Annotated in this window: 23 protein-coding genes; 14 read left to right on the top strand and 9 right to left on the bottom strand. The window is 61.0% G+C overall.

What is annotated here, in order from left to right:
• Window positions 1-594: 594 nt before the first annotated feature.
• Window positions 595-1,482, top strand: a complete 888-nt coding sequence (rhtA, locus tag AC3WN7_RS08365; RefSeq protein ID WP_095968123.1) for a threonine/homoserine exporter RhtA — start codon at window positions 595-597, stop codon at window positions 1,480-1,482.
• Between the two features lie 168 nt (window positions 1,483-1,650).
• Window positions 1,651-1,932 carry a hypothetical protein gene (locus AC3WN7_RS08360; protein WP_015094117.1) on the top strand — a complete coding sequence of 94 codons (282 nt, stop codon included), beginning with the start codon at window positions 1,651-1,653 and terminating at the stop codon, window positions 1,930-1,932.
• Between the two features lie 14 nt (window positions 1,933-1,946).
• Here AC3WN7_RS08360 and AC3WN7_RS08355 read toward each other — a convergent pair whose 3' ends face one another.
• The gene (locus AC3WN7_RS08355; RefSeq protein WP_102675055.1) at window positions 1,947-2,507 is read right to left on the bottom strand and encodes a TetR/AcrR family transcriptional regulator; all 561 of its coding nucleotides are present in this window, start codon (window positions 2,505-2,507) and stop codon (window positions 1,947-1,949) included.
• 92 nt (window positions 2,508-2,599) lie between these two features.
• On the opposite strand from AC3WN7_RS08355, the gene AC3WN7_RS08350 reads away from it, so the two are divergent.
• The 3 genes from AC3WN7_RS08350 to AC3WN7_RS08340 are packed head-to-tail and all read left to right on the top strand — an operon-like array spanning window position 2,600 to window position 4,311.
• Window positions 2,600-3,328: an SDR family oxidoreductase gene (locus AC3WN7_RS08350; RefSeq protein WP_095968121.1), complete on the top strand. Its 729-nt coding sequence runs from the start codon at window positions 2,600-2,602 to the stop codon at window positions 3,326-3,328.
• A 36-nt stretch (window positions 3,329-3,364) separates the two neighbouring features.
• On the top strand, window positions 3,365-3,955 hold the full coding sequence (locus AC3WN7_RS08345; protein ID WP_102675056.1) for a 2-hydroxychromene-2-carboxylate isomerase: 591 nt from the start codon (window positions 3,365-3,367) through the stop codon (window positions 3,953-3,955).
• The gene (locus AC3WN7_RS08340; protein ID WP_256585727.1) at window positions 3,871-4,311 is read left to right on the top strand and encodes a LysR substrate-binding domain-containing protein; all 441 of its coding nucleotides are present in this window, start codon (window positions 3,871-3,873) and stop codon (window positions 4,309-4,311) included. The genes AC3WN7_RS08345 and AC3WN7_RS08340 overlap by 85 nt, the downstream gene beginning before the upstream one ends.
• Here the strand turns inward: AC3WN7_RS08340 and AC3WN7_RS08335 are convergent.
• The 4 genes from AC3WN7_RS08335 to AC3WN7_RS08320 all read right to left on the bottom strand — a co-directional run bounded on the left by AC3WN7_RS08335 (window position 4,304) and on the right by AC3WN7_RS08320 (window position 8,527).
• Window positions 4,304-6,112: an aminopeptidase P family protein gene (locus AC3WN7_RS08335; RefSeq protein ID WP_102675057.1), complete on the bottom strand. Its 1,809-nt coding sequence runs from the start codon at window positions 6,110-6,112 to the stop codon at window positions 4,304-4,306. The genes AC3WN7_RS08340 and AC3WN7_RS08335 overlap by 8 nt on opposite strands.
• 65 nt (window positions 6,113-6,177) lie before the next feature.
• Window positions 6,178-7,335, bottom strand: a complete 1,158-nt coding sequence (locus AC3WN7_RS08330; protein ID WP_095968116.1) for a cysteine desulfurase family protein — start codon at window positions 7,333-7,335, stop codon at window positions 6,178-6,180.
• Window positions 7,336-7,541: 206 nt separating this feature from the next.
• The gene (locus AC3WN7_RS08325; protein ID WP_102675058.1) at window positions 7,542-8,156 is read right to left on the bottom strand and encodes a LysE family translocator; all 615 of its coding nucleotides are present in this window, start codon (window positions 8,154-8,156) and stop codon (window positions 7,542-7,544) included.
• A gap of 101 nt (window positions 8,157-8,257) precedes the next feature.
• Entirely contained in the window at window positions 8,258-8,527 is a 270-nt protein-coding gene (locus AC3WN7_RS08320) for a hypothetical protein (RefSeq protein WP_095968114.1), read from the bottom strand.
• Between the two features lie 295 nt (window positions 8,528-8,822).
• Here AC3WN7_RS08320 and AC3WN7_RS08315 point away from each other — a divergent pair, with 295 nt between their 5' ends.
• The 9 genes from AC3WN7_RS08315 to AC3WN7_RS08275 all read left to right on the top strand — a co-directional run bounded on the left by AC3WN7_RS08315 (window position 8,823) and on the right by AC3WN7_RS08275 (window position 15,876).
• A complete protein-coding gene (locus AC3WN7_RS08315; RefSeq protein ID WP_095968113.1) occupies window positions 8,823-9,281 on the top strand; it encodes a VOC family protein in 459 nt (152 codons plus the stop codon).
• A 349-nt stretch (window positions 9,282-9,630) separates the two neighbouring features.
• Entirely contained in the window at window positions 9,631-10,833 is a 1,203-nt protein-coding gene (locus tag AC3WN7_RS08310; RefSeq protein ID WP_102675059.1) for a PepSY-associated TM helix domain-containing protein, read from the top strand.
• 38 nt (window positions 10,834-10,871) lie between these two features.
• Entirely contained in the window at window positions 10,872-11,372 is a 501-nt protein-coding gene (locus AC3WN7_RS08305) for a PA2404 family protein (protein ID WP_102675080.1), read from the top strand.
• The gene (locus AC3WN7_RS08300) at window positions 11,369-11,698 is read left to right on the top strand and encodes a hypothetical protein (RefSeq protein ID WP_095968110.1); all 330 of its coding nucleotides are present in this window, start codon (window positions 11,369-11,371) and stop codon (window positions 11,696-11,698) included. The genes AC3WN7_RS08305 and AC3WN7_RS08300 overlap by 4 nt, the downstream gene beginning before the upstream one ends.
• Window positions 11,695-12,267 carry a DUF6162 family protein gene (locus tag AC3WN7_RS08295; protein WP_102675060.1) on the top strand — a complete coding sequence of 191 codons (573 nt, stop codon included), beginning with the start codon at window positions 11,695-11,697 and terminating at the stop codon, window positions 12,265-12,267. Before AC3WN7_RS08300 ends, AC3WN7_RS08295 begins: the two co-directional genes overlap by 4 nt.
• A 35-nt stretch (window positions 12,268-12,302) precedes the next feature.
• Window positions 12,303-13,229 (top strand): metal ABC transporter substrate-binding protein, encoded by a 927-nt coding sequence (locus AC3WN7_RS08290; protein ID WP_102675061.1) that lies wholly within the window; start codon window positions 12,303-12,305, stop codon window positions 13,227-13,229.
• Window positions 13,226-14,074 (top strand): metal ABC transporter ATP-binding protein, encoded by an 849-nt coding sequence (locus AC3WN7_RS08285; protein ID WP_102675062.1) that lies wholly within the window; start codon window positions 13,226-13,228, stop codon window positions 14,072-14,074. Before AC3WN7_RS08290 ends, AC3WN7_RS08285 begins: the two co-directional genes overlap by 4 nt.
• Window positions 14,074-14,973, top strand: coding sequence for a metal ABC transporter permease (locus AC3WN7_RS08280; protein WP_095968106.1), 900 nt, complete (start codon window positions 14,074-14,076; stop codon window positions 14,971-14,973). The genes AC3WN7_RS08285 and AC3WN7_RS08280 overlap by 1 nt, the downstream gene beginning before the upstream one ends.
• Window positions 14,974-15,876: a metal ABC transporter substrate-binding protein gene (locus AC3WN7_RS08275; protein ID WP_095968105.1), complete on the top strand. Its 903-nt coding sequence runs from the start codon at window positions 14,974-14,976 to the stop codon at window positions 15,874-15,876.
• Between the two features lie 175 nt (window positions 15,877-16,051).
• On the opposite strand, the gene AC3WN7_RS08270 is transcribed toward AC3WN7_RS08275, so the two are convergent.
• The 4 genes from AC3WN7_RS08270 to AC3WN7_RS08255 form a co-directional block, all read right to left on the bottom strand.
• Entirely contained in the window at window positions 16,052-16,279 is a 228-nt protein-coding gene (locus AC3WN7_RS08270) for an MbtH family protein (protein WP_015094098.1), read from the bottom strand.
• Between the two features lie 81 nt (window positions 16,280-16,360).
• Window positions 16,361-17,761 (bottom strand): aspartate aminotransferase family protein, encoded by a 1,401-nt coding sequence (locus AC3WN7_RS08265; protein ID WP_102675063.1) that lies wholly within the window; start codon window positions 17,759-17,761, stop codon window positions 16,361-16,363.
• 199 nt (window positions 17,762-17,960) lie between these two features.
• On the bottom strand, window positions 17,961-19,286 hold the full coding sequence (locus AC3WN7_RS08260) for an ATP-binding protein (RefSeq protein WP_095968103.1): 1,326 nt from the start codon (window positions 19,284-19,286) through the stop codon (window positions 17,961-17,963).
• The gene (locus AC3WN7_RS08255) at window positions 19,283-19,963 is read right to left on the bottom strand and encodes a response regulator (protein WP_095968102.1); all 681 of its coding nucleotides are present in this window, start codon (window positions 19,961-19,963) and stop codon (window positions 19,283-19,285) included. Before AC3WN7_RS08255 ends, AC3WN7_RS08260 begins: the two co-directional genes overlap by 4 nt.
• Window positions 19,964-20,116: the final 153 nt, after the last annotated feature.

Genomic DNA, 20,116 nt, shown 5'->3' with positions numbered 1-20,116 from the left:
AAAACCCTAAACTTGGCTCAGCAATCGTTGGTTACATCTTTGATTTCTCGCGGAGTAACTTGTGATGCTGATAATCTGTTGACTAGCAGTCTGACTCCACAAGCACCCACACGAATTGCTTGATTCAGTTGTTAAAGAGCGGTTGGTTAAGATCTTTCGTCTCAACCGAGGCGCGCATTCTACAGCAGCCTCATTTGCTGTCAAGTGATTTTTTTCAGAAGTTTTCAAGGAATCCTTAACAACTTCAACCACTTGCGCTTTCGATCTCTCGTCAGCGGGAGGCGAATTCTACAGCGTTACTCGCTGCTGTCAACACCTCTTTTTCAACTTCCTTTGCGCTTCGATGAACTGAAGCAACCCGCTGCCGAAAACTGCGTAACTCTTTGTTTATCAAGGAGTTTTCCGTTTCGACTGCGCCGGAAGTGGGGCGAATTATAGACATCTGAAATCTGCCGTCAAGCACTGATTCAGGTTTTCTATCGATATGTGCAAAAACACTGCTTATAGATAGACGCGCCTGCGGAGAATGCGCAGTATATTGCACAACACAAATAGAAACGCCCTTGATCCCCATATTTCGGACGATGCCACCTAATGAATGATCAGCCTCGCAGCCTGGCCTCTACCCTGCTCTCGGTTGGGCTGCTGCTCATCGCCATGGCGTCGATCCAGTCCGGAGCCTCCCTGGCCAAAAGCATGTTCTCGGTTGTCGGCCCTCAAGGGACGACAACATTACGGCTGATTTTTGCCAGTGTGATCATGATGCTGATACTGCGCCCATGGCGGGCAAAACTCACCGCAAGGTCCCTGCGCACCGTCATCGTCTACGGGATGGCACTGGGCGGCATGAACTTCCTCTTCTACATGTCATTGCAAACCGTACCGCTGGGCATCGCGGTGGCGCTTGAGTTCACCGGCCCATTGGCCGTGGCGATCTACGCCTCGCGTCGCGCGATCGACTTTTTGTGGATCGCCCTGGCCGCCGTCGGCTTGCTGCTACTGATACCGACTGGAGAAGCGAGCGCAGGAATCGATCTGGTAGGCGCCGGTTATGCTTTGGGGGCAGGGGTCTGCTGGGCACTGTACATTCTGTTCGGGCAAAAAGCGGGGGCCGATAATGGCGTGCAAACCGCCGCGTTGGGGGTAATGATCGCTGCGCTCTTCGTAGCCCCTATCGGTATTGTCCATGCTGGCTCCGCTTTGCTGACCCCTTCATTGATCCCCATAGCCCTCGGCGTCGCCGTCTTGTCCACAGCCCTCCCCTACACCCTGGAGATGGTGGCCCTGACCCGCATGCCTGCCAGGACCTTCGGTACGCTGATGAGCATCGAGCCGGCCTTCGGCGCGTTGTCAGGCTTGCTGTTCCTTCATGAATACCTCTCACTGTCGCAGTGGATGGCAATCATGTGCATCATTCTGGCCTCCGTCGGTGCAACCATGACCATGGGCAATGCCACCAGGCCGGCAGTCGCGGCAGATTGATAGCAGATATGACACAGGTCTGGTATTTACCGCTCAATTAGGCCATGTTTAGCCCCGCCCCCAGAGTCATGCCATGGACAATTTCTGATAAGGATATCGGTACGCTTCAAGCGAAAGCGAACGCCGCCAGACCCGGGCACAAGATCCGGGGACGCTTTAAGGACAGTAATGAAACGATTTTTGATACTGATCGCCGTACTTGCAATTGCGGGCTGCGCAGCGACCTCCGAAACACAGATCAAGCACGGCAAGAAAGGGCTACACATCAACTGTTCCGGACTGTCTTCGTCCTGGGACAAGTGCTACGCCAGCGCTGCCAACTCCTGTGCACCCAAGGGATACAAGGTCATCGCCAAGTCGGGAGACTCCGTGGAGGAGCCCGGTGATTATCCGTTTGGCCTCAATCCCGCGGGTTATACCAGCCGCAGCATGATTGTCATCTGCAAATAGGCAGGGCCGTCGCGTCAGGCTCCCGAACTTGCGATCTGACGGCCGATTTCCTCGTAGCTGGACTTCAGCACCGTGCGCTGGACATCCGGGCTAGCCAGCATGCGCGCCACGACCAACGCGCCAATGCATTGCGACAGAATTGCCCACGCCAGGCTGTCGCTTTGCAGGACACCTGCCCAACTTTCCTGAAGGCGGCAAATCCAGTGCTCTGCCTGTTGGCGAATACTCACATCGGAACGGGCAATTTCCGCCCCCAATGCCGGTAACGCGCAACCGGTTTCCGGATTCTCGACGTGAGACATGCTCAGGTACATTTTCAGGCAGCGCTCAAGCTTGTCACGGTCCTGCCCTTCCCCCAGCCGCGCCAGACTTTGACCCAACTCACGCTCGACAATGGTTGCGAACAACTCGTCTTTCGACGAAAAGTGACTGTAGAAGGCCCCACCACTCAAGCCAATGGCTTTCATCAGGCCGTCCACGCCCACCGTGGAAAAACCGGATTTCTTGGCCGACAACGCACTGCTTTCCAGCAACCTTTGCCTGGTTTCCAGCTTGTGACTGGCCGAATAACGCATTGCCCTTCCCCCTGAGTTGCTCACCTTGACGTCTGTCGAATCATAGCATAACGTTCGTTTAGTTAACGATCGTTTACTAAAGGGATCAACCCATGAATAACAAGAAGGTCGTATTGGTCGTCGGTGCAGGTGATGCCACGGGCGGCGCCATTGCCAAGCGGTTTGCCCAGGAGGGGTTTGTCGCCTGCGTCACCCGCCGCAGCGCGGACAAGCTCCAGCCACTGGTCGAGGCCATCAAGGCTGATGGCGGCGAGGCCCACGGGTTTGCCTGTGATGCACGTAATGAAGAAGACGTGATCGCGCTGGTCGAGCAAATCGAAAGCCAGATCGGCCCCATCGAAGCCTTTGTCTTCAACATCGGCGCCAACGTGCCGTGCAGCATTCTCGAAGAAACCGCACGCAAGTATTTCAAGATCTGGGAAATGGCCTGTTTTTCCGGTTTTCTCAATGCCCGTGAAGTGGCCAAGCGCATGGCCAGGCGCCAGCGCGGCACCATCCTGTTCACCGGCGCCACCGCAGGCATGCGTGGTGCTGCCGGGTTCGCCGCATTTGCGGGTGCCAAGCATGGCATTCGAGCATTGGCGCAAAGCATGGCCCGGGAACTTGGGCCGATGAACATTCACGTTGCCCATGTCATCGTCGATGGCGCCATCGATACCGATTTCATCCGTGACAGCTTCCCCGAGAAATACGCTACCAAGGATCAGGACGGCATCCTCAATCCTGAGCACATTGCCGAGAACTACTGGTACCTGCACAGCCAGCCCCGCGATGCCTGGACCTTCGAGCTGGACCTTCGCCCCTGGAGCGAACGCTGGTAATCGCCCACACACAACAATAAGACGAGCGCCCTGAACATGAGCAAAACCGTGGAGTTCTACTTCGACCTCGGCAGCCCCGCCACCTATCTGGCCTATACCCAGCTACCGAAGATTTGCGCACAGACCGATACCCGGCTGGTCTACATTCCGCTCTTGCTGGGCGGCGTATTCAAAGCCACCGGCAATGCCTCTCCGGCGACTATCCCGGCCAAGGGCCGCTACATGTTTCAGGACCTGGACCGCTACGCCAAACGCTACGGAGTGCCCCTGAAGTTCAATCCGCACTTCCCGATCAACACCTTGATGCTCATGCGCGCCGTAACAGGCATGCAGTTACGCCATCCGGAACGCTTTGCCGCCCTCCTCGACTGCCTGTTCAAGGCCATCTGGGTAGAGGGTCGCAGCCTGGACGAACCGGCAACCGTCGCGGCAGTGCTCAGCGAAAACGGCTTTAACCCACAGGAAGTACTAACCCTGACCGCCGATGAAGAAATCAAGACGGCGCTCAAGGACAATACCGAAAAAGCCGTACAGCGAGGCGTATTCGGAGCTCCGAGCATGTTTGTCGACAACCAGCTGTACTTCGGCCAGGATCGGCTGGACTTCGTGCTCGAAGCCCTGAGTTAGACCTCGATGACCAACCGCCCCTTTGCCGCTCCCGACAAGAGCAGTGCATGGGCGGCTTCTGCCGATTCCAGCGTCACCCAGTGCGGATCAAAGGCAATGCGCAGAGCAACAATTCCGAGGCGATCCGCGAACTGGTGCTGGGGGGATTGGGGATTGCGCTGTCGCCGGTGTGGTTGTTCAGCGAGGATCTGAAAGCCGGAAGAGTGACGGCGATTCTTCAGGACTACACTGCAGAGTCGCTACCGATTCATGCCGTGTCCCCGGCGAATCGTCGCCAATCCGCCAGGGTCAAAGCCTTTGTTGACTACATGAACCGGGCGCTGGAGACAGCGCCCGAATTGAAAGCAATCAAATAGCCGCGGTACGAGTGTTCAGCCACTCAAGGGCCGCACCCTCGACCAATGGGCTCAGGCGTTCGCGCACTTCGGCGTGGTAGGCGTTGAACCACTGCTTTTCGTCTTCAGTCAGCAGCGAGGTTTCCAGGCAACGGGTATCGATCGGGCACAGGGTCAGCGTTTCGAACTTCAGGAATTCACCGAATTCGCTTTTGCCTGCCTCACGGTTCATCGCCAGGTTTTCGATCCGCACGCCCCAACGGCCCGGACGATAGGTGCCCGGCTCAATGGACGTGATCATGCCCGGTTGCATCGCCGTTTGCGGGGCAGGCGCAGCCTGATAGGCGATGACTTGCGGACCTTCGTGGACGTTGAGGAAGTAACCGACGCCATGACCGGTGCCGTGACCATAGTCGACACTTTCCGCCCAGATGGGGGCACGAGCGATGGCATCGAGCAGCGGCGACAGAATGCCTTTCGGGAACTGCGCGCGGGACAAGGCAATCACGCCCTTGAGCACGCGGGTGCAATCGCGTTTTTGCTCATCGGTCGGGGTGCCCACTGCAACCATCCGCGTGATGTCGGTGGTGCCGCCCAGGTATTGGCCGCCGGAGTCGATCAACAGCAGGCCATCCCCTTCGATGACCGCGTGTTCCTCTTCGGTGGCGTGGTAGTGCGGCATCGCGCCATTGGCGTTGTAGGCGGCAATGGTATTGAAGCTCAGCGACACATAATCCGGACGGCGCTCACGAGCAGCGGTGAGTTTTTCGTCGATGGTCAGTTCGGTGATGCGCTCACGGCCCAGCGCCGAGTCCAGCCAGGCGAAGAATTCGCACAGTGCTGCGCCGTCCTGCTCCATGGCCTGACGGATGTGTTCGGCATCGGCCAGGCTTTTTTGCGATTTGGCCAGGGTGGTCGGGTTCAGGCCCTCAATCAGTTTCACCCCGCTGTCGAGGTTGTCCAGCAACCCCGCCGTGACCCGCGCCGGGTCGACTTGCAGGCTCGCGCCGCTCGGTACGGCGCGCAGTGCGGCAGCGACTTCGCTGTAGTCGCGCAAGGTCACGCCGTCCTGCTCAAGGATGGCGCGCAGTTCGGCACTGACCTTGCTCAGGGCGACAAACAGCGTGGCCTGTTGCTGGTTGATCAAGGCGAAGGAAACGAATACCGGGTTGAACGACACATCGCCGCCACGCAGGTTGAACAGCCAGGCGATGTCATCGAGGGTGGCGATGAAATGCCAGTCGGCGCCACGGGCCTGAAGGGTTTCACGCAGTTTGGCGAGTTTTTCGCCACGGCTGACGGTCGCCTGGGGAGGCAAGTGCTGATAGATCGGTTCGTTCGGCAGGCTTGGGCGGTCGCTCCAGACGCCGTCAAGCAGGTCGATGTCGGTGCGCAGACGGGCGCCACGCTCTTCAAGTTTAGCGCCCAGGGTCCGTGCCGACGCCACGGCCATGACCGCGCCATCGACCGCGACAACGCCACCTTCGGGGGTTTGCTCGGCCAGCCATTCCAGTGGCCCGGGTTGACCCGGTTGCAGCTTGACCAGGTCAATGCCGCTGCCCTTGAGTTCCTTGGTCGCCTGCTCCCAGTAACGGCTGTCAGCCCAGACGCCGGCAAAATCCGGGGTCACGATCAGGGTGCCGACCGAACCATGGAAACCCGACAACCACTGGCGCCCCTGCCAGTAACCCGGCAGGTACTCGGACAAGTGCGGGTCGGCCGACGGCACCAGCAAGGCGTGAATGCCCTCCCGGCTCATCAGTTCGCGAGTTTGCGCCAGGCGCTGGGGCACCGATCCATTGATCGAAAGCTGCGTATTCATCGTGTCTCCTGCTAACCACTTCATCATTATTGTTGAGTGCCGATCAGCGTCGGCGCTTCGTCGCCCTATTGCCAGAATGCCGGAGCACTGGCGCAGGCTGTCTTGATCAGTTGTACCGCCTGGTCGATGTCCTGCTCGGTGGTAAAACGCCCGAGGCTCAAGCGGATGGTGCGGCTGGCCGAGCGGGCATCATGCCCCAGAGCCAGCAGCACATGGGATGGGGTATTACTCGCGGAATTGCACGCCGAGGTCGCGGAAAACGCGATTGAGGACAGCAATGCCGCCGGGTTGAACTCGCCTTGCGCGAAGGTCAGGCTCAGGGTATGGGGAATGCGCCGGGTCGGGCTGCCGTTGAGACGCACACCGGGAATTCCCTGCAACTGCTCGAGCAAACGTTCACGCAAACGCACGATGGTGGCTTTCTCTTCATCGAACGCAGCTGCCGCCAGCGCAAAGGCCGAGCCCATGGCCACGATCTGATGGGTCGCCAGGGTGCCCGAACGCAATCCGCCCTCATGCCCGCCACCATGGATCTGCGCCTGCAATCGTTGTTGGGCACGCGGACCGACGTACAACGCACCGATGCCTTTGGGGCCGTACAGTTTATGCGCGGAAAACGACATCAGGTCCACCGGCCACTGCGCGAGATCGATCGCCACTTTGCCCGCGCCCTGTGCGGCGTCGACATGGAACAAAGCCCCGCGTTCACGCACGACCTGACCGATGGCGGGAACATCGTTGAGCGTCCCCAGTTCGTTGTTGACCAGCATCAGCGACACCAGGAAAGTGTCCTCGCGCATGGCTTCGCTGACCGCTTGCGCGGTGATCAGCCCATCGGCATCCGGCACCAGGTACGTCACGGCGACACCGGCATCCTGCAGTTGCCTGGCGGTATCGAGAATGGCCTTGTGTTCGATCTGGCTGGTGAGGATATGGCCACCGCCAGTGCCGCGCCCCTGGGCTACGCCTTTGAGGGCAAGGTTGTTGGATTCGGTGGCGCCTGAGGTCCAGACGATCTGTTCAGGTGTCGCGCCGACCAGTTCGGCGACCTGGCGTCGCGCCTGCTCCACCGATTGTCGGGCCTGTTGGCCAAAGACATGAGAGCTTGAGGCCGGGTTGCCGAAATTGCCGGTAAAGCCCAGACACTCGACCATCACCTTGATGACCCGCTCATCCACCGGCGTGGTGGCGGCGTAATCGAAATACAACGGACGTTTATTCATAAAAGACTCGCAGAGCGTGTTCCGGGATCAGGAAGCTCGTGACTGCAAACGGCAAAGCGCAGCCTTGTGAGCTGCGCGCTGTTTTCAGAACGCTACCAATACCTGATCGGATGCCGTTAAAGAAGGACTACTTCATTTAATAGTGCGTAGGAACGCTCCTGAAAAGTCAGCTTAACAGGCATCGGGCAACCGGTTGAAGCAATGCGTCAGCCAAAGCTTTCGAGCAGCAGCGGATACAGCGAACCCACGAGCAGCGCAGCCATGCCCCAATTGAACAGGCGCAGCCAGCGGCGATCCTTCAGAACATTGCGCAACAGCGTGCCGCAAGCGGCCCAGACACCGACACTCGGCAGGTTGATGATGGCAAAAACCGCCGCAATCACGATCACATTGGTGAAGTAACCCTGCATCGGCGTGTAGGTGCTGATGGCGCCAATAGCCATGATCCAGGCCTTGGGGTTGACCCACTGGAACGCGGCGGCGCCCAGATAGCTGATCGGTTTCGCCTCGCTCTGCTGACCCTCCGACACCGGTCCGGAATGAGCGATTTTCCACGCCAGATACAGCAGATACGCCGCCCCCACGTAACGCAGCACGGTGTAGAGCAAAGGGTAAGCCTGGAACACCGCGCCAAGGCCGAAACCGACCGCCACCACCAGCACAAAGAAGCCACAAGTGATGCCGAGCATGTGCGGAATCGTGCGGTTGAAGCCGAAGTTCACCCCGGAAGCCAGCAACATGGTGTTGTTCGGACCGGGTGTGATCGAGGTGACGAGGGCGAACAGGGCAAAGCCCAGCAGCAGGTCGAGTGAGAGCGTCATGGGTGGGAGTCCGTCAGGGTCGGTCAGGTGTTGACCCTATCGCACACCTTGGGCGAAACCCATGGACAGTTACACGAAACTTGGAGCAGTACAGTTTTGCCTCAGCTTGGACGACCGTGAAGCTGTACAGATCGCCCGGCGTTCATTTCCCCCTGGTTGTCGTAGCTGAACGACTTTTGCGGCTGGCCGAGCAGTTCGGCTTTTTTCGCGTGGTATTCATCGAAGGACAATCCGCGGCGGTTCAGCGCCTCCAGCGCCAGTTCCTTGCTTTCTTCAGCCGTGTAAGGGCGAAGCTCCGGGGAAACATGGCTGGCACATCCGGCGAGTACGGAGACAGTGAGCATCAGCACAGTGGCGATCATCGGTTTCATTTCTGGCGTCCTGGCGACTGGTTCGAGGCAATGAACACAGGCTACCCGCGCCTCCCGGGTAGCAGAAATCAACGCTTTCAATAGTGGCTATCAGGAAATGGCGATCATTGTCCTTATCAGCGCTTGCCCAGAGCGCAGGCCGGGAGCGCACTGGCTGGAGCCTACCTGATGGCACTTGTGTGGCATTGCTGCTCGTCGGGCGCTCGGTGAGGCGAAAGCGGCTGGCCTATATTTATCCGGCTGTACAACGAAGCAGGTTCTTTCCATCCACATAACAAGAACAGGGAGATCCATCATGAGTGTCAAACCCATTCCGGAGGGGTATCACAGCATCACCCCCTATCTGGGCATCCACAAAGCTGCCGAAGCCATCGATTTCTACAAGAAAGCTTTCGGCGCCATTGAGGTCATGCGCCTGGCCATGCCCGATGGTGGCATCGGTCACGCCGAACTGCGCATCGGCGATTGCCCGATCATGCTGGGCACACCGTGCGATCAAGGACCGCTGAGCAACCCGGACAATTCGCCGTCCGTGGGTCTGCATTTGTACGTGAAGGATGTCGACAAGTCCTACAAACAGGCCATCGATGCCGGCGCCACCGTTGTGTCCGAGGTCAAGGATCAGTTTTACGGCGATCGCTCGGGGACCTTGAAGGATCCCTACGGGCATCTGTGGTTCCTGGCGACGCGCAAGGAAGACCTGACTCAGGAACAGATTGAACAACGGGCGAAGGAGATGTTTCAGCAGGGTTGAAATCTTCGCGAGCAGGCTCGCTCGGACTCTGTGGGAGCGGGCTTGTTCGCGAAGGCGGTGTGTCAGGCAACATTGACTCTGAATGTGCCGTCCCCTTCGCGAGCAAGCCCGCTCCCACCGTTTGATCTTCAGTGAAGGTAAATCCTGCGGCCGGCCGTGCGCGGATTGCTGCCTTTCTGCCTATCGAGAAACATTTTCTTTCACTTCCCCTTTCGGGATTTCCTTTGCTCATCCGTCTTACCTAGATGCAGTCCTGTCGCGTAGGCAAAAGCCACGACTGGACCTTCAGGGCGCTCATCCCTGCGAAGCCCGCAGCCGAGCGGCCTCTCATCCAGGCAAGACCTTCAATATGTCAAAGAAATCCCGCTCAAAAATCTGGTTTCTGGTCCATAGCTGGCTGGCGCTGCCGATCTGGTTTTTCGTGCTGATCGTCTGCGTGACCGGCACCCTGGCGGTGATCAGCCAGGAAATCGTCTGGCTGGCCAACCCGCCCATGCGCGCCAGCCAGCCCTCGGACGATGCACCACTGCTCAGCTATCAACAGGTCATCGAGGCCATCAACAAGGCCGAACCGCAGACCGTGGTGCAGAGCATCAGTCGGCCCGACGAGTCGCACTTCGCGCTGGATGTCGAAGTCAGCTATCCCGACGGACGCTCGGTGGTGATTTATGTCAATCCATACAGCGGCGTGATCCAGGGCGTCGCGCCGGAGTTCAACTTCCGCGCCTTCACCCGGGCGCTGCACGGCTGGTGGCTGGTGCCATTCACCAATGGCTACAGCTGGGGCTGGTACCTGGTGTCGTTTCTCGGCTTGCCGCTGCTGGCTTCGCTGGTCACCGGGCTGGTGGTCTACAAACGCTTCTGGAAAGGCTTTTTCCGCCCGACCCTGCGGATTCGCCACGGCGCGCGGATTTTCTGGGGCGACTTCCATCGCCTGAGCGGCATCTGGTCGATCTGGTTCATCGCGGTGATTTCCATCACCGGCACCTGGTTCCTGATCCAGGCATTCCTGTTCGATAACCAGATTTCCATCTCCACAGAAAAGATCATTCCGGCGATGTCCCGCGAAGCGGTACCGCTGTCGCCCGATGGATCGCCCCCGCCGCGCATCGACCTTGATCGAGCGATTGAAATCGCCACACAGAAAATCTCCGGACTGGAAGCCAGCTTCGTCAGCCTGCCGGGCAATGCCTACAGCCATCTGGATGTCGGGGGACGCGGCTGGTATCCACTGATGTTCCAGACCGCGACCCTCAACCCCTACACTGGCGAAATCGCCGCCTCGCGCCTGATTTCCGACCGCTCGCCTCTGGAGTTCGTCACCGAGTCCATGCGCCCGCTGCACACCGGCGACTTCGGTGGCCTGTGGATCAAGCTGATCTGGGCGTTCTTCGGCCTGTTGCTGAGCATGATGGTGCTCAGCGGCTTGCTGATCTGGACCAAGCGCACGGCACTGGCCACGGCCAATGCCTTCAAGCGCAGCAACAGGACACCGCGCAGCGCCGCGGCGCAACCGGCCACCCGCAAGGAAACATCGGAGGCCAACCTGTGAGCAAAGACATTGCGGTCTCACAACCCTCGCGCCTGAGCATGTTCTGGCACAAATGGCGCTTTCACCTGAACGTCCTGTTGCTGCTGATTCCACTCGGTTTCATGCCCAAGTACTTCGCGGATGAAGCATTGATGCGCGGCGACAGTGGCCTGGGTGAACGCGAAGTCGGCGAAGTCCAGGTCGGCCCCTGGAGCCTGCGCCTGGCGGAATTGCGCAACGCCGCACCCACGCTCGACGGCCCCGCCGGCTACATGAAAGGTTTCAACGCGGCACTGTGCGAGGCCTGTATCGGACAGGTCAAGGCCACTTACCTGCGCATCGGCAAACCCCGCAGCCTGCGCGCCGCCGGCGTGATTTTCTTCGGCGCGCCGTACCGCATGGGCGCTTCACTGCCCGTCCCGGAAAAGACCACGGCCGACGCCGAGCTGTGGATCACCATGGAAGGCTGGGACGGCGCCATGCATCAGGCATCCATTCCTTTGAGCCAGGCCTCCCCCGCCACCATCGCCTGGTTGAACAAACAAGGAGGCAAACCATGATCAACCCGCTTCGTCCACTCAACACCCTGTTGCTGCTGCTCTGCGCCGGCTTCAGCGCCAGCGCCCTGGCCCATAACCCGATGTGCGAATGCAAGGCCATCGACGCCGAGCAGATCAAATGCACCGGTGGCTTTTCCGACGGCAGTGGCGCACCGGGCGTGACTCTCGATGTGATCGGCTACGACGAAACCATCCTGGTGCCTGGCAAACTCGGAGCCGATTCGACCCTGACGTTCAAGAAACCCGGCGCCGAGTTCTACGTGCTGTTCGACGCAGGCCCCGGTCACGTGGTGGAAATCGACCAGGCGGACATCCAGGCGCCATGAATACTTCAACGACCCAGGTCGTGCGCCCGGCGGGTGCCGGCCACGAAACCCTCTACGTCCTGCTGCTGTGCCTGATGATCCTTGCGGTCGCAGGTTCGGTGGTGCTCTGGCGCGGGGAATCCCATGAGGTGAGCAGCGTCAACAGCCACCAACTGGATGCCCGCCGCGACCTCAGCGCTGCCGAGCAAGGCATCTACGCCGATTTGCGGGTGACGCTGGAGGAGATTCATTTGCTGCGCCAGGAACAGCAAACCCTGCCGACTCCCGAGGCCCTCGCCGACGAGGGTTTTGCCCCGTTTGCCCGGGATGCCAGCTCCGTCAGCCGTGGCAGCCATGCCTGGCAATTGCTCAACGCCAAGGCCTACTTCGGCCAGAGCCAGACGCCAACGGTCGCCGGTTCATTCCTGATGCGCCTGACCGCCACCGATGATGCTCCGGACATCTGGCTCAACCGCGCCGGCACGCTCACCGCTCCGGCCGACCTCAGCGACAGCGCGCTCGAAAGCGCCGGCTGGCAACAGATCGTCGCGCAATTCGATGCCGGCGTGACCCGCCAGCACCGGCATTGAACCCTCGCCCTCACCCGAGAGAAGACCGCTTTCCCATGCCCATTTCATCTCAACGTTCTATCTTGCCCATGCTGCTGGTCGGCCTGCTGGCCTGCCTGCTGCCATCCCTCGCCAGTGCCGAGGCAGCCAAGCGCCTGCGCATCGGCATCACCCTGCACCCTTATTACAGCTACGTGGCGAACATCGTCGGCGACAAGGCCGAAGTGGTGCCGCTGATTCCGGCCGGTTTCAACCCGCATGCCTACGAACCCCGCGCCGAAGACATCAAGCGCATCAGCGGGCTGGACGTGATCGTGCTCAACGGCGTAGGCCATGATGATTTCGCCGACCGCATGATCGCCGCCAGCGAAACCCCCAACGTGCCGGTGATCGAAGCCAATGAAAACGTGCCGCTGCTCGCCGCCACCGGCGTTGCCGCCCGCGGTGCCGGCAAGGTGGTGAACCCGCACACCTTCCTGTCCATCAGCGCTTCGATCGCCCAGGTCAACAACATCGCCCGGGAGCTGGGCAAGCTCGACCCGGCCAATGCCAAGACCTACACTGAGAACGCCCGCGCCTACGGCAAGCGCCTGCGCAAGATGCGCGCCGATGCCCTGGCCAAACTGACCCAGGCGCCGAACGCCGAGTTGCGCGTGGCCACGGTGCACGCTGCCTACGATTACCTGCTGCGCGAGTTCGGCCTGGAAGTGACCGCCGTGGTCGAGCCGGCCCACGGCATCGAGCCGAGCCCGAGCCAGTTGAAAAAGACCATCGACCAACTGCGTGAGCTGGACGTGAAGGTGATCTTCTCGGAGATGGACTTTCCCTCCACTTACGTCGACACCATCCAGCGCGAATCCGGCGTGAAGCTGTGTCCGTTGTCGCATATTTCCTACGGCGACTACACCGCCGACAAGTACGAAAAGGAAATGACCGGCAACCTCAACACCGTGGTGCGGGCGATTCAGGAGTCGGGGGCATGACATCGAAAGAAACGCTCACCACCCCAAGCGCCGAATACCCTGTGCGAGCGGGCTTGCTCGCGAAGGCGTCCAGTCAGACAACATCACCGGTGAATGACCCACCGCATTCGCGAGCAAGCCCGCTCCCACAGGTTTCGGGCCCGACCCTGGATTTTACCGACATCAGCCTGACCCTCGGCCGCACGACGATCCTCGACAAGGTGACCTTCCAGGTCCGTCCCGGCAGCGTGCATGCGCTGGTCGGCCCAAACGGCGGTGGCAAGAGTTCGCTGATCAAGACCCTGCTCGGGCAAATGCCGCATCAGGGCCGCTTGAGCCTGCAGTGGTCGGCCGAGCCGGGGACCATTGGCTACGTGCCACAGGCGCTGGAGTTCGACCGGGGTTTGCCGATGACCGTCGACGATTTCATGGCTGCCATGTGCCAGCGTCGCCCGGCCTTTCTCGGTTTGAGCAAACATTACACGGCGGCGATTGGTGAGGCCCTTGAACGGGTCGGCATGCAGGACAAGCGCAAGCGCCGCATGGGTGCGTTGTCCGGCGGTGAACGCCAGCGGGTATTGCTGGCCCAGGGGCTGATTCCGCCTCCGCAATTGCTGGTACTCGACGAGCCGATGTCGGCCCTCGATGAGGCAGGGATCCAGGTGTTCGAGCGCTTGCTCGGCGACTGGCGAGCGGCGGGCATCACCGTGCTGTGGATCGAGCACGACCTGGAAGCGGTCGGGCGCCTGGCCGATCACGTCACCGGCCTCAATCGCCGCGTGCTGTTCGACGCCACGCCGCAACAGGCACTGACGCCGGAGCGCCTGCTGACGCTGTTCTCGACTCACCCACGGAGCCTTGCCTGATGAGTTACGAAGCTTTTCGCCTGATGGTCCAGGGTTGGGCATCGTCGGGTTATCTGCCCGAAGCGCTGGCCTATGGATTCGTGGTCAATGCGTTGCTCGCCGGCCTGCTGATCGGCCCGGTGCTGGGCGGCCTGGGTACGCTGGTGGTGGTCAAGCGCTTCGCGTTTTTCTCCGAAGCCGTCGGCCATGCCGCGTTGACCGGCGTGGCCATCGGCATTTTGCTCGGTGAACCCTACACTGGTCCCTACGGCAGCCTGTTCGGCTACTGCCTGCTGTTCGGTATTTTGCTCAACTACCTGCGCAACCGTACCGGCCTGGCGCCAGATACCTTGATCGGCGTGTTCCTCTCGGTGTCGCTCGCCCTGGGCGCCAGCCTGTTGTTGATTCTGGCGGGCAAGATCAACGTGCACATCCTGGAAAACGTGCTGTTCGGTTCGGTGCTGACGGTCAACGGCAATGACCTGCTGGTGCTGGCCATCGTCGGTTCGCTGGTGATGGCCCTGGCTTTGCCTTTGTACAACCGCATCATGCTCGCCAGCTTCAATCCGCAACTGGCGGCGGTGCGCGGGGTGGCGGTGAAGGCCCTGGATTATCTGTTCGTGATTCTGGTGACGCTGATCACCGTCGCCGCGGTAAAGGTCATCGGGGCAATTCTGGTCGGCGCGCTGCTGGTGATTCCGGCAGCGGCGGCGCGTTTGCTCAGCCAATCGCTGAAGGGCTTTTTCTGGTGTTCGGTGCTGATCGCCACCGTCAGCACACTGTGCGGGATTCTCGCGCCGATCGTCTTCGACCTGCCGATTCCGTCCGGTGCCGCGATCATCCTCGTGGCCGGAATCGCCTTCGCCCTGGCCGCCATTGCGCGCGGCATCGTCCCCAGCCTGAAAGGGAACCTTGGATAAATGATTTTTACTCTGCGCCAACTGACCCTCGCGGTGGCCCTGTGCGGGCTGACCGCTACGACCTTCGCCGCAGACAACGGCAAACCGCTGCGCGTGCTGGCCTCTTTGCCGATTACCTATGGTCTCGGTGAAGTGTTGCTCAAAGGCACCGATGTCAGCCTCGAACGCGCCGCGCCGGCCAATCTGCCCGGCAGCCGCCAGACCGCCTACTTCACCGGCCGAGGTGCCCCGGCGCTGGCCCAGCTGGCGAAGGATGCCGATGCGGTGATCGGCCTGCGTTCACTCTGGCCGGATGACCCGCTGTACCCGATCTCCCGACGCAGCAATATCCGTATCGTCGAAGTCGATGCCGCCCGCCCTGTAGACGGCGCCCTGCCCGGCATCGCCGTGCAGCCGGGCAACAAGGTCGATGGCCTCAACAGCCAGCCGTGGTTTTCCAGCAACAACATGGGCCGCATGGCCGACGTGATGGCGGCGGACCTGGTACGCCTGGCCCCCGAGGCCAAGTCGAAGATCGACGCCAACCTGGCAGCCCTCAAGCAACGCTTGCTCAAGCTCAGTGCTGACAGCGAAGCGCGGCTGGCGACGGCCGATAACCTCAGTGTGATGAGCCTCAGCGATCATTTCGGCTACCTGATCGGAGGGCTCAATCTGGAGCTGGTGGGGCTGGATGCGCGACCGGATGCGCAATGGACACAGGAAGCGCTCAAGGCGTTGAGCGCGATGCTCAAGGACAATGATGTGGCGGTGGTGTTGCATCACCGGCAGCCTTCGGATGCTGTAAAAGCGGTGATTACCGAATCGGGTAGCCGGTTGCTGGTGTTGAGCACCGATGCGGGGGATCCGGTGGCGGAGCTGGAGGGGAATGTGGATCTGGTCATCAAGGGGCTTAGTGGCGTGTAACCTCAGTTGGAGCGCGTTATCGTTCTTCGCGAGCAAGCCCGCTCCCACATTGGAAATGCGGTCCCCTGTGGGAGCGGGCTTGCTCGCGAAGGCGGCCTGACAGACAACACAAAATCCCGATATGAAAAAGCCCGCTGACCTTACCGGCTCAGCGGGCTCTTTTATGGACGACGGATCAGTTCGCCACAGCCGCCTGCTCATCCATCTTCTGGCGCAGGCTCAACGGACGCATGTCAGTCCAGGTCTCTTCGATATAGGCCAGGCATTCCTTTTTCAGCCCGCTTTTACCCACGGTGCGCCAGCCCTGTGGTACGGCTTTGTAATCGGGCCAGATCGAGTATTGCTCTTCATGGTTGACCACGACCTGAAAGAGGATGTCCTCGCGGTCGAATACTGAAGTCATGCTGTCTCTCCATCGATGTTGGGCGGGCTGCGCCGTGTGCGCAGCCGTTATGTAGAAGGAACGTTGCGCGGCGCGAAAAATTTACTGATCGCGGCTGGCAGCCGCCAGGGCCCGGCCGAAAATCCCGGCCACCTGATCGATTTCCGCAGCGCTGATCACCAGTGGCGGCAGGAAGCGCACCACCGCGCCATGGCGGCCACCGAGTTCCAGGATCAAGCCACGCTTGAGGCATTCGCGCTGTACCAGGGGGGCCACGCGGGCGAACGCCGGCGGGTGACCTTGGGCATCCGGTGCGCCCGTCGGATCGACCAGTTCGACACCGAGCATCAAGCCACGCCCACGAATATCACCCAGTTGCGGGAAGTCCCGTTGCAGGATGCGCAGGTGCTCGGCCAGGCGCTCGCCCATGGCGGCGGCATGCTCGCAAACCTTGTGTTCGACCAGATAACGCATCACTGCGCAACCGGCGGCCATGGCCATCTGGTTGCCACGGAAGGTCCCGGCATGGGCGCCCGGCAGCCAGGTGTCGAGCCACTCGCGGTAGACCACCACCGCCAGCGGCAGGCTGCCGCCGATGGCCTTGGACATCACCACGACATCGGGAATGATCGCGGCGTGCTCGAAAGCAAACATCTTGCCGGTACGGGCAAAACCGCTCTGGATTTCATCGACGATCAGTGCGACACCCGCCTTTTCGGTGATCCGCCGCACACCGCGCAACCAGTCCAGGTCGGCCGGGATCACCCCACCCTCGCCCTGCACCACTTCCACGATCACCGCCGCCGGCAATTGCACACCGGCCTCGGGGTCGTTGAGCAGGTTTTCCAGATAGCTCAGGTTGGCTTTCACCCCTTGCGCACCGCCCAGCCCGAACGGGCAACGATAATCGTAAGGGTACGGCATGAACTGCACGCCGCTGCCGAGCAAGGCGCCCAGCGGGTTTTTCGGCCCGAGGCTGCCCATCAGGCTCAGCGCGCCCTGGCTCATGCCGTGATACCCGCCCTGGAACGAGATCACGGTGCTGCGGCCAGTGGCGGTACGCACCAGCTTCAGGGCGGCTTCCACGGCATCGGTGCCCGTGGGACCGCAGAACTGGATCTTCGCTTCAGCGGCCAGGGCAGGCGGCAGCAGGCCGAACAGGTCCTGGACGAACTGATCCTTGACCGGGGTGGTCAGGTCCAGGGTGTGCAGCGGCAGTTCATCGGTCAGCACTTGCTGGATGGCCTGGATCACCACCGGGTGGTTGTGCCCCAGGGCCAGGGTCCCGGCACCGGCCAGGCAGTCGATGAACGTGCGGCCTTCGACGTCTTCGACGTAAATACCCTTGGCGCGCTTGAGCGCCAGGGGAATGCGTCGCGGATAACTGCGGGCGTTTGATTCCTGCTGGCTCTGGCGGGCCAGCAGCGGTGATTCGTTGAATTGATAAAGCGTCTCGGCGGACGTCGCCGGCAGATCTTCGATAAGGCTGGTAGCGACTGACATCTCTCGACCCCTCAATACGGTTTTCCTGTTCTGGAAACGCATCAGCGCTTGAGGGATTTAGGCGGTAACACGGAAACCTTTGTAGGAGCGAGCTCTGCTCGCGATGAACTCAAGAACACCGCGTGCATTCAGAAAGCACGCGTTATCGTTATCGACCATCGCGAGCAAGCTCGCTCCTACAGGGGTTTTGTGGTGTTTTTCAGACCGGTTGCAGCGGCATCGTCAGTTCGACCCGCAAACCGTCCGGTCGGCTATCGAAATGCAGCGTACAACCGCAACGCTGAACGATCGCCTGGACGATCGCCAGCCCCAGGCCGCAACCCGTACTATGGCCGTTGCGCCAGAAGCGTTGGGTCAAGTGTTGCAAATCCTCTTCGGCAATCCCCGGCCCATGGTCGCGCACCACGAACTGCACACGATTGCCGGTGGTTTCCAGGCTCAACTCCACCGCTTTGTCGGCGGGAGTGTGGCGCAGTGCGTTGTCGAGCAAGTTGCGCAGCGCGGCGATCGACAGCACGGCAGGCATTTGTACTGGCGCAGCGGAGACCTTGCCCGGCGCCTGAAACCTGATGCGCTGGCGATCACCGCTCGCCGCATCCTGGATCGCCAGTTTTGCCACTTGCTCGGCATTGCACTGCACACCGTCGTCAAACGACAGGCTGCCCTCGACCCGTGCCAGCAACAGCAATTGCTCGAGGGTGCGGTGCATGCGATCCGCCCCCTCTTCGGCGCGCGCCAGGGCTTGGTCCCGGGCGCTACCGTCGGTCATGCGCGCCACTTGCAGGTGGGTCTTGATGGCGGTCAGCGGGCTGCGCAACTCGTGGGCCGCGTCACCGGTCAGACGACGTTCGCGCTCGATGGCCTTGCCGATACGCTGGAGCAACTGGTTCTGGGTTTCCAGCAAGGGTTGCAGCTCGCTGGGCAATGGCTGGATCTGCAAGGGTTCCAGGGAGTCGGCGCTGCGGCGCATCAAGGCGTCGCGCATGCGGTTGAGCGGTGCCAGCCCCTGGCCGATGCCCAGCCAGAGCAGACACAGGCAACCGAGCAGCGCCACGCCCACCGGTACGGAAGCGGCCAGCAGGATCGACATGTTCAACGCCTCACGCTCAATCTGCCGGTCGGCGGTGGTGATGCGCAGATCGCCCCGGGCCAGTGTGAAACTGCGCCACGGCGCGCCGTCGATCATCTGATCGTGAAAACCCAGCTTCTCGGCCTCCAGAGTCTGCTGCGGATCGGTGTGGCTGCGGGCAAGGATTTCACCGCGCAGCGAGCTGACCTGGCACGCCATGCCACCCGGTATGTTCAGTTGTTCGGCGCTGAAGTGGGTGCCCTCGCCCTTGCTCGGCAGGGGTGGCAGTTGCTCCATCAGGCCGGCGACCATGCGTGCCGACGCCACCAGGCGCTGGTCGAGGGAAAACATCATTTGATTGCGCAAATCGCTGAGCATCCAGGCCGCAGCCAGGGCCCAGATCAGCGCAAACGCGGCGCCGAGCGTCAGGCTCAGGCGCAAACGCAGACTCATCACTTCGATTCTTCTCCGCCATCAGCCGGCCCCAGGCGATAGCCCAGGCCGCGCACGGTCTCGACAATGCCATTGCCGAGCTTGCGCCGCAGGTGATGGATATGAACGTTGAGGGCGTTGCTTTCCAGCTCGTCGTTGAAACCGTAGACGCTGTCCTTCAGTTGCTCGGTGGACAGCACCCGGCCACGGTTATGCAACAAGGCTTGCAGCAGCGACTGCTCGCGACGCGAGAGGTCCACCGGCTGGCCGGCGAGCGTGGTTTCGCGGCTGCTTGGGTCGTAGGTCAGGGCGCCGTGTTCGATCAGGTTGACGCTGCGCCCCGCCACCCGGCGCAACAGCGTATGCAGGCGCGCAGCGAGTTCGCGCAGGTCGAAGGGTTTGAGCAGGTAATCATCGGCACCGGCTTGCAGGCCATCGACGCGGTCGGTGACCGAATCACGCGCGGTGAGGATCAACACCGGCAACTCCAGGCCCTGATGACGCAACTGTTGCAGCAGCTTGAGGCCATCTTCGTCCGGCAGCCCAAGGTCGAGCACCATGACATCGAATTCCGCGACCCTGAGCATGGCCCGGGCAGCGGACGCCGTGGCCACGTGCTCCACGGTCAGGCCCTGGGCGGTCAGGCCGGCAACGATGCCGCTGGCGATCAGCTCATCGTCTTCGCATACCAATACGTGCATGGGGAGCCTCGTAGAAATAAAGCTGATTAAGCCTTTGACCGATTAAGTCGACATTATGCCGCAGACGCCATCGCCACAAGGCCGGGACGGTTAATCATCGGTTAATCGCCACCCGCCACTGTGCACCTCACTAGTACCGGGAAAAGGCTTATC

The organism is Pseudomonas sp. FW305-70 (assembly GCF_058783925.1).
This window is presented reverse-complemented; position numbering and strand designations above follow the sequence as displayed.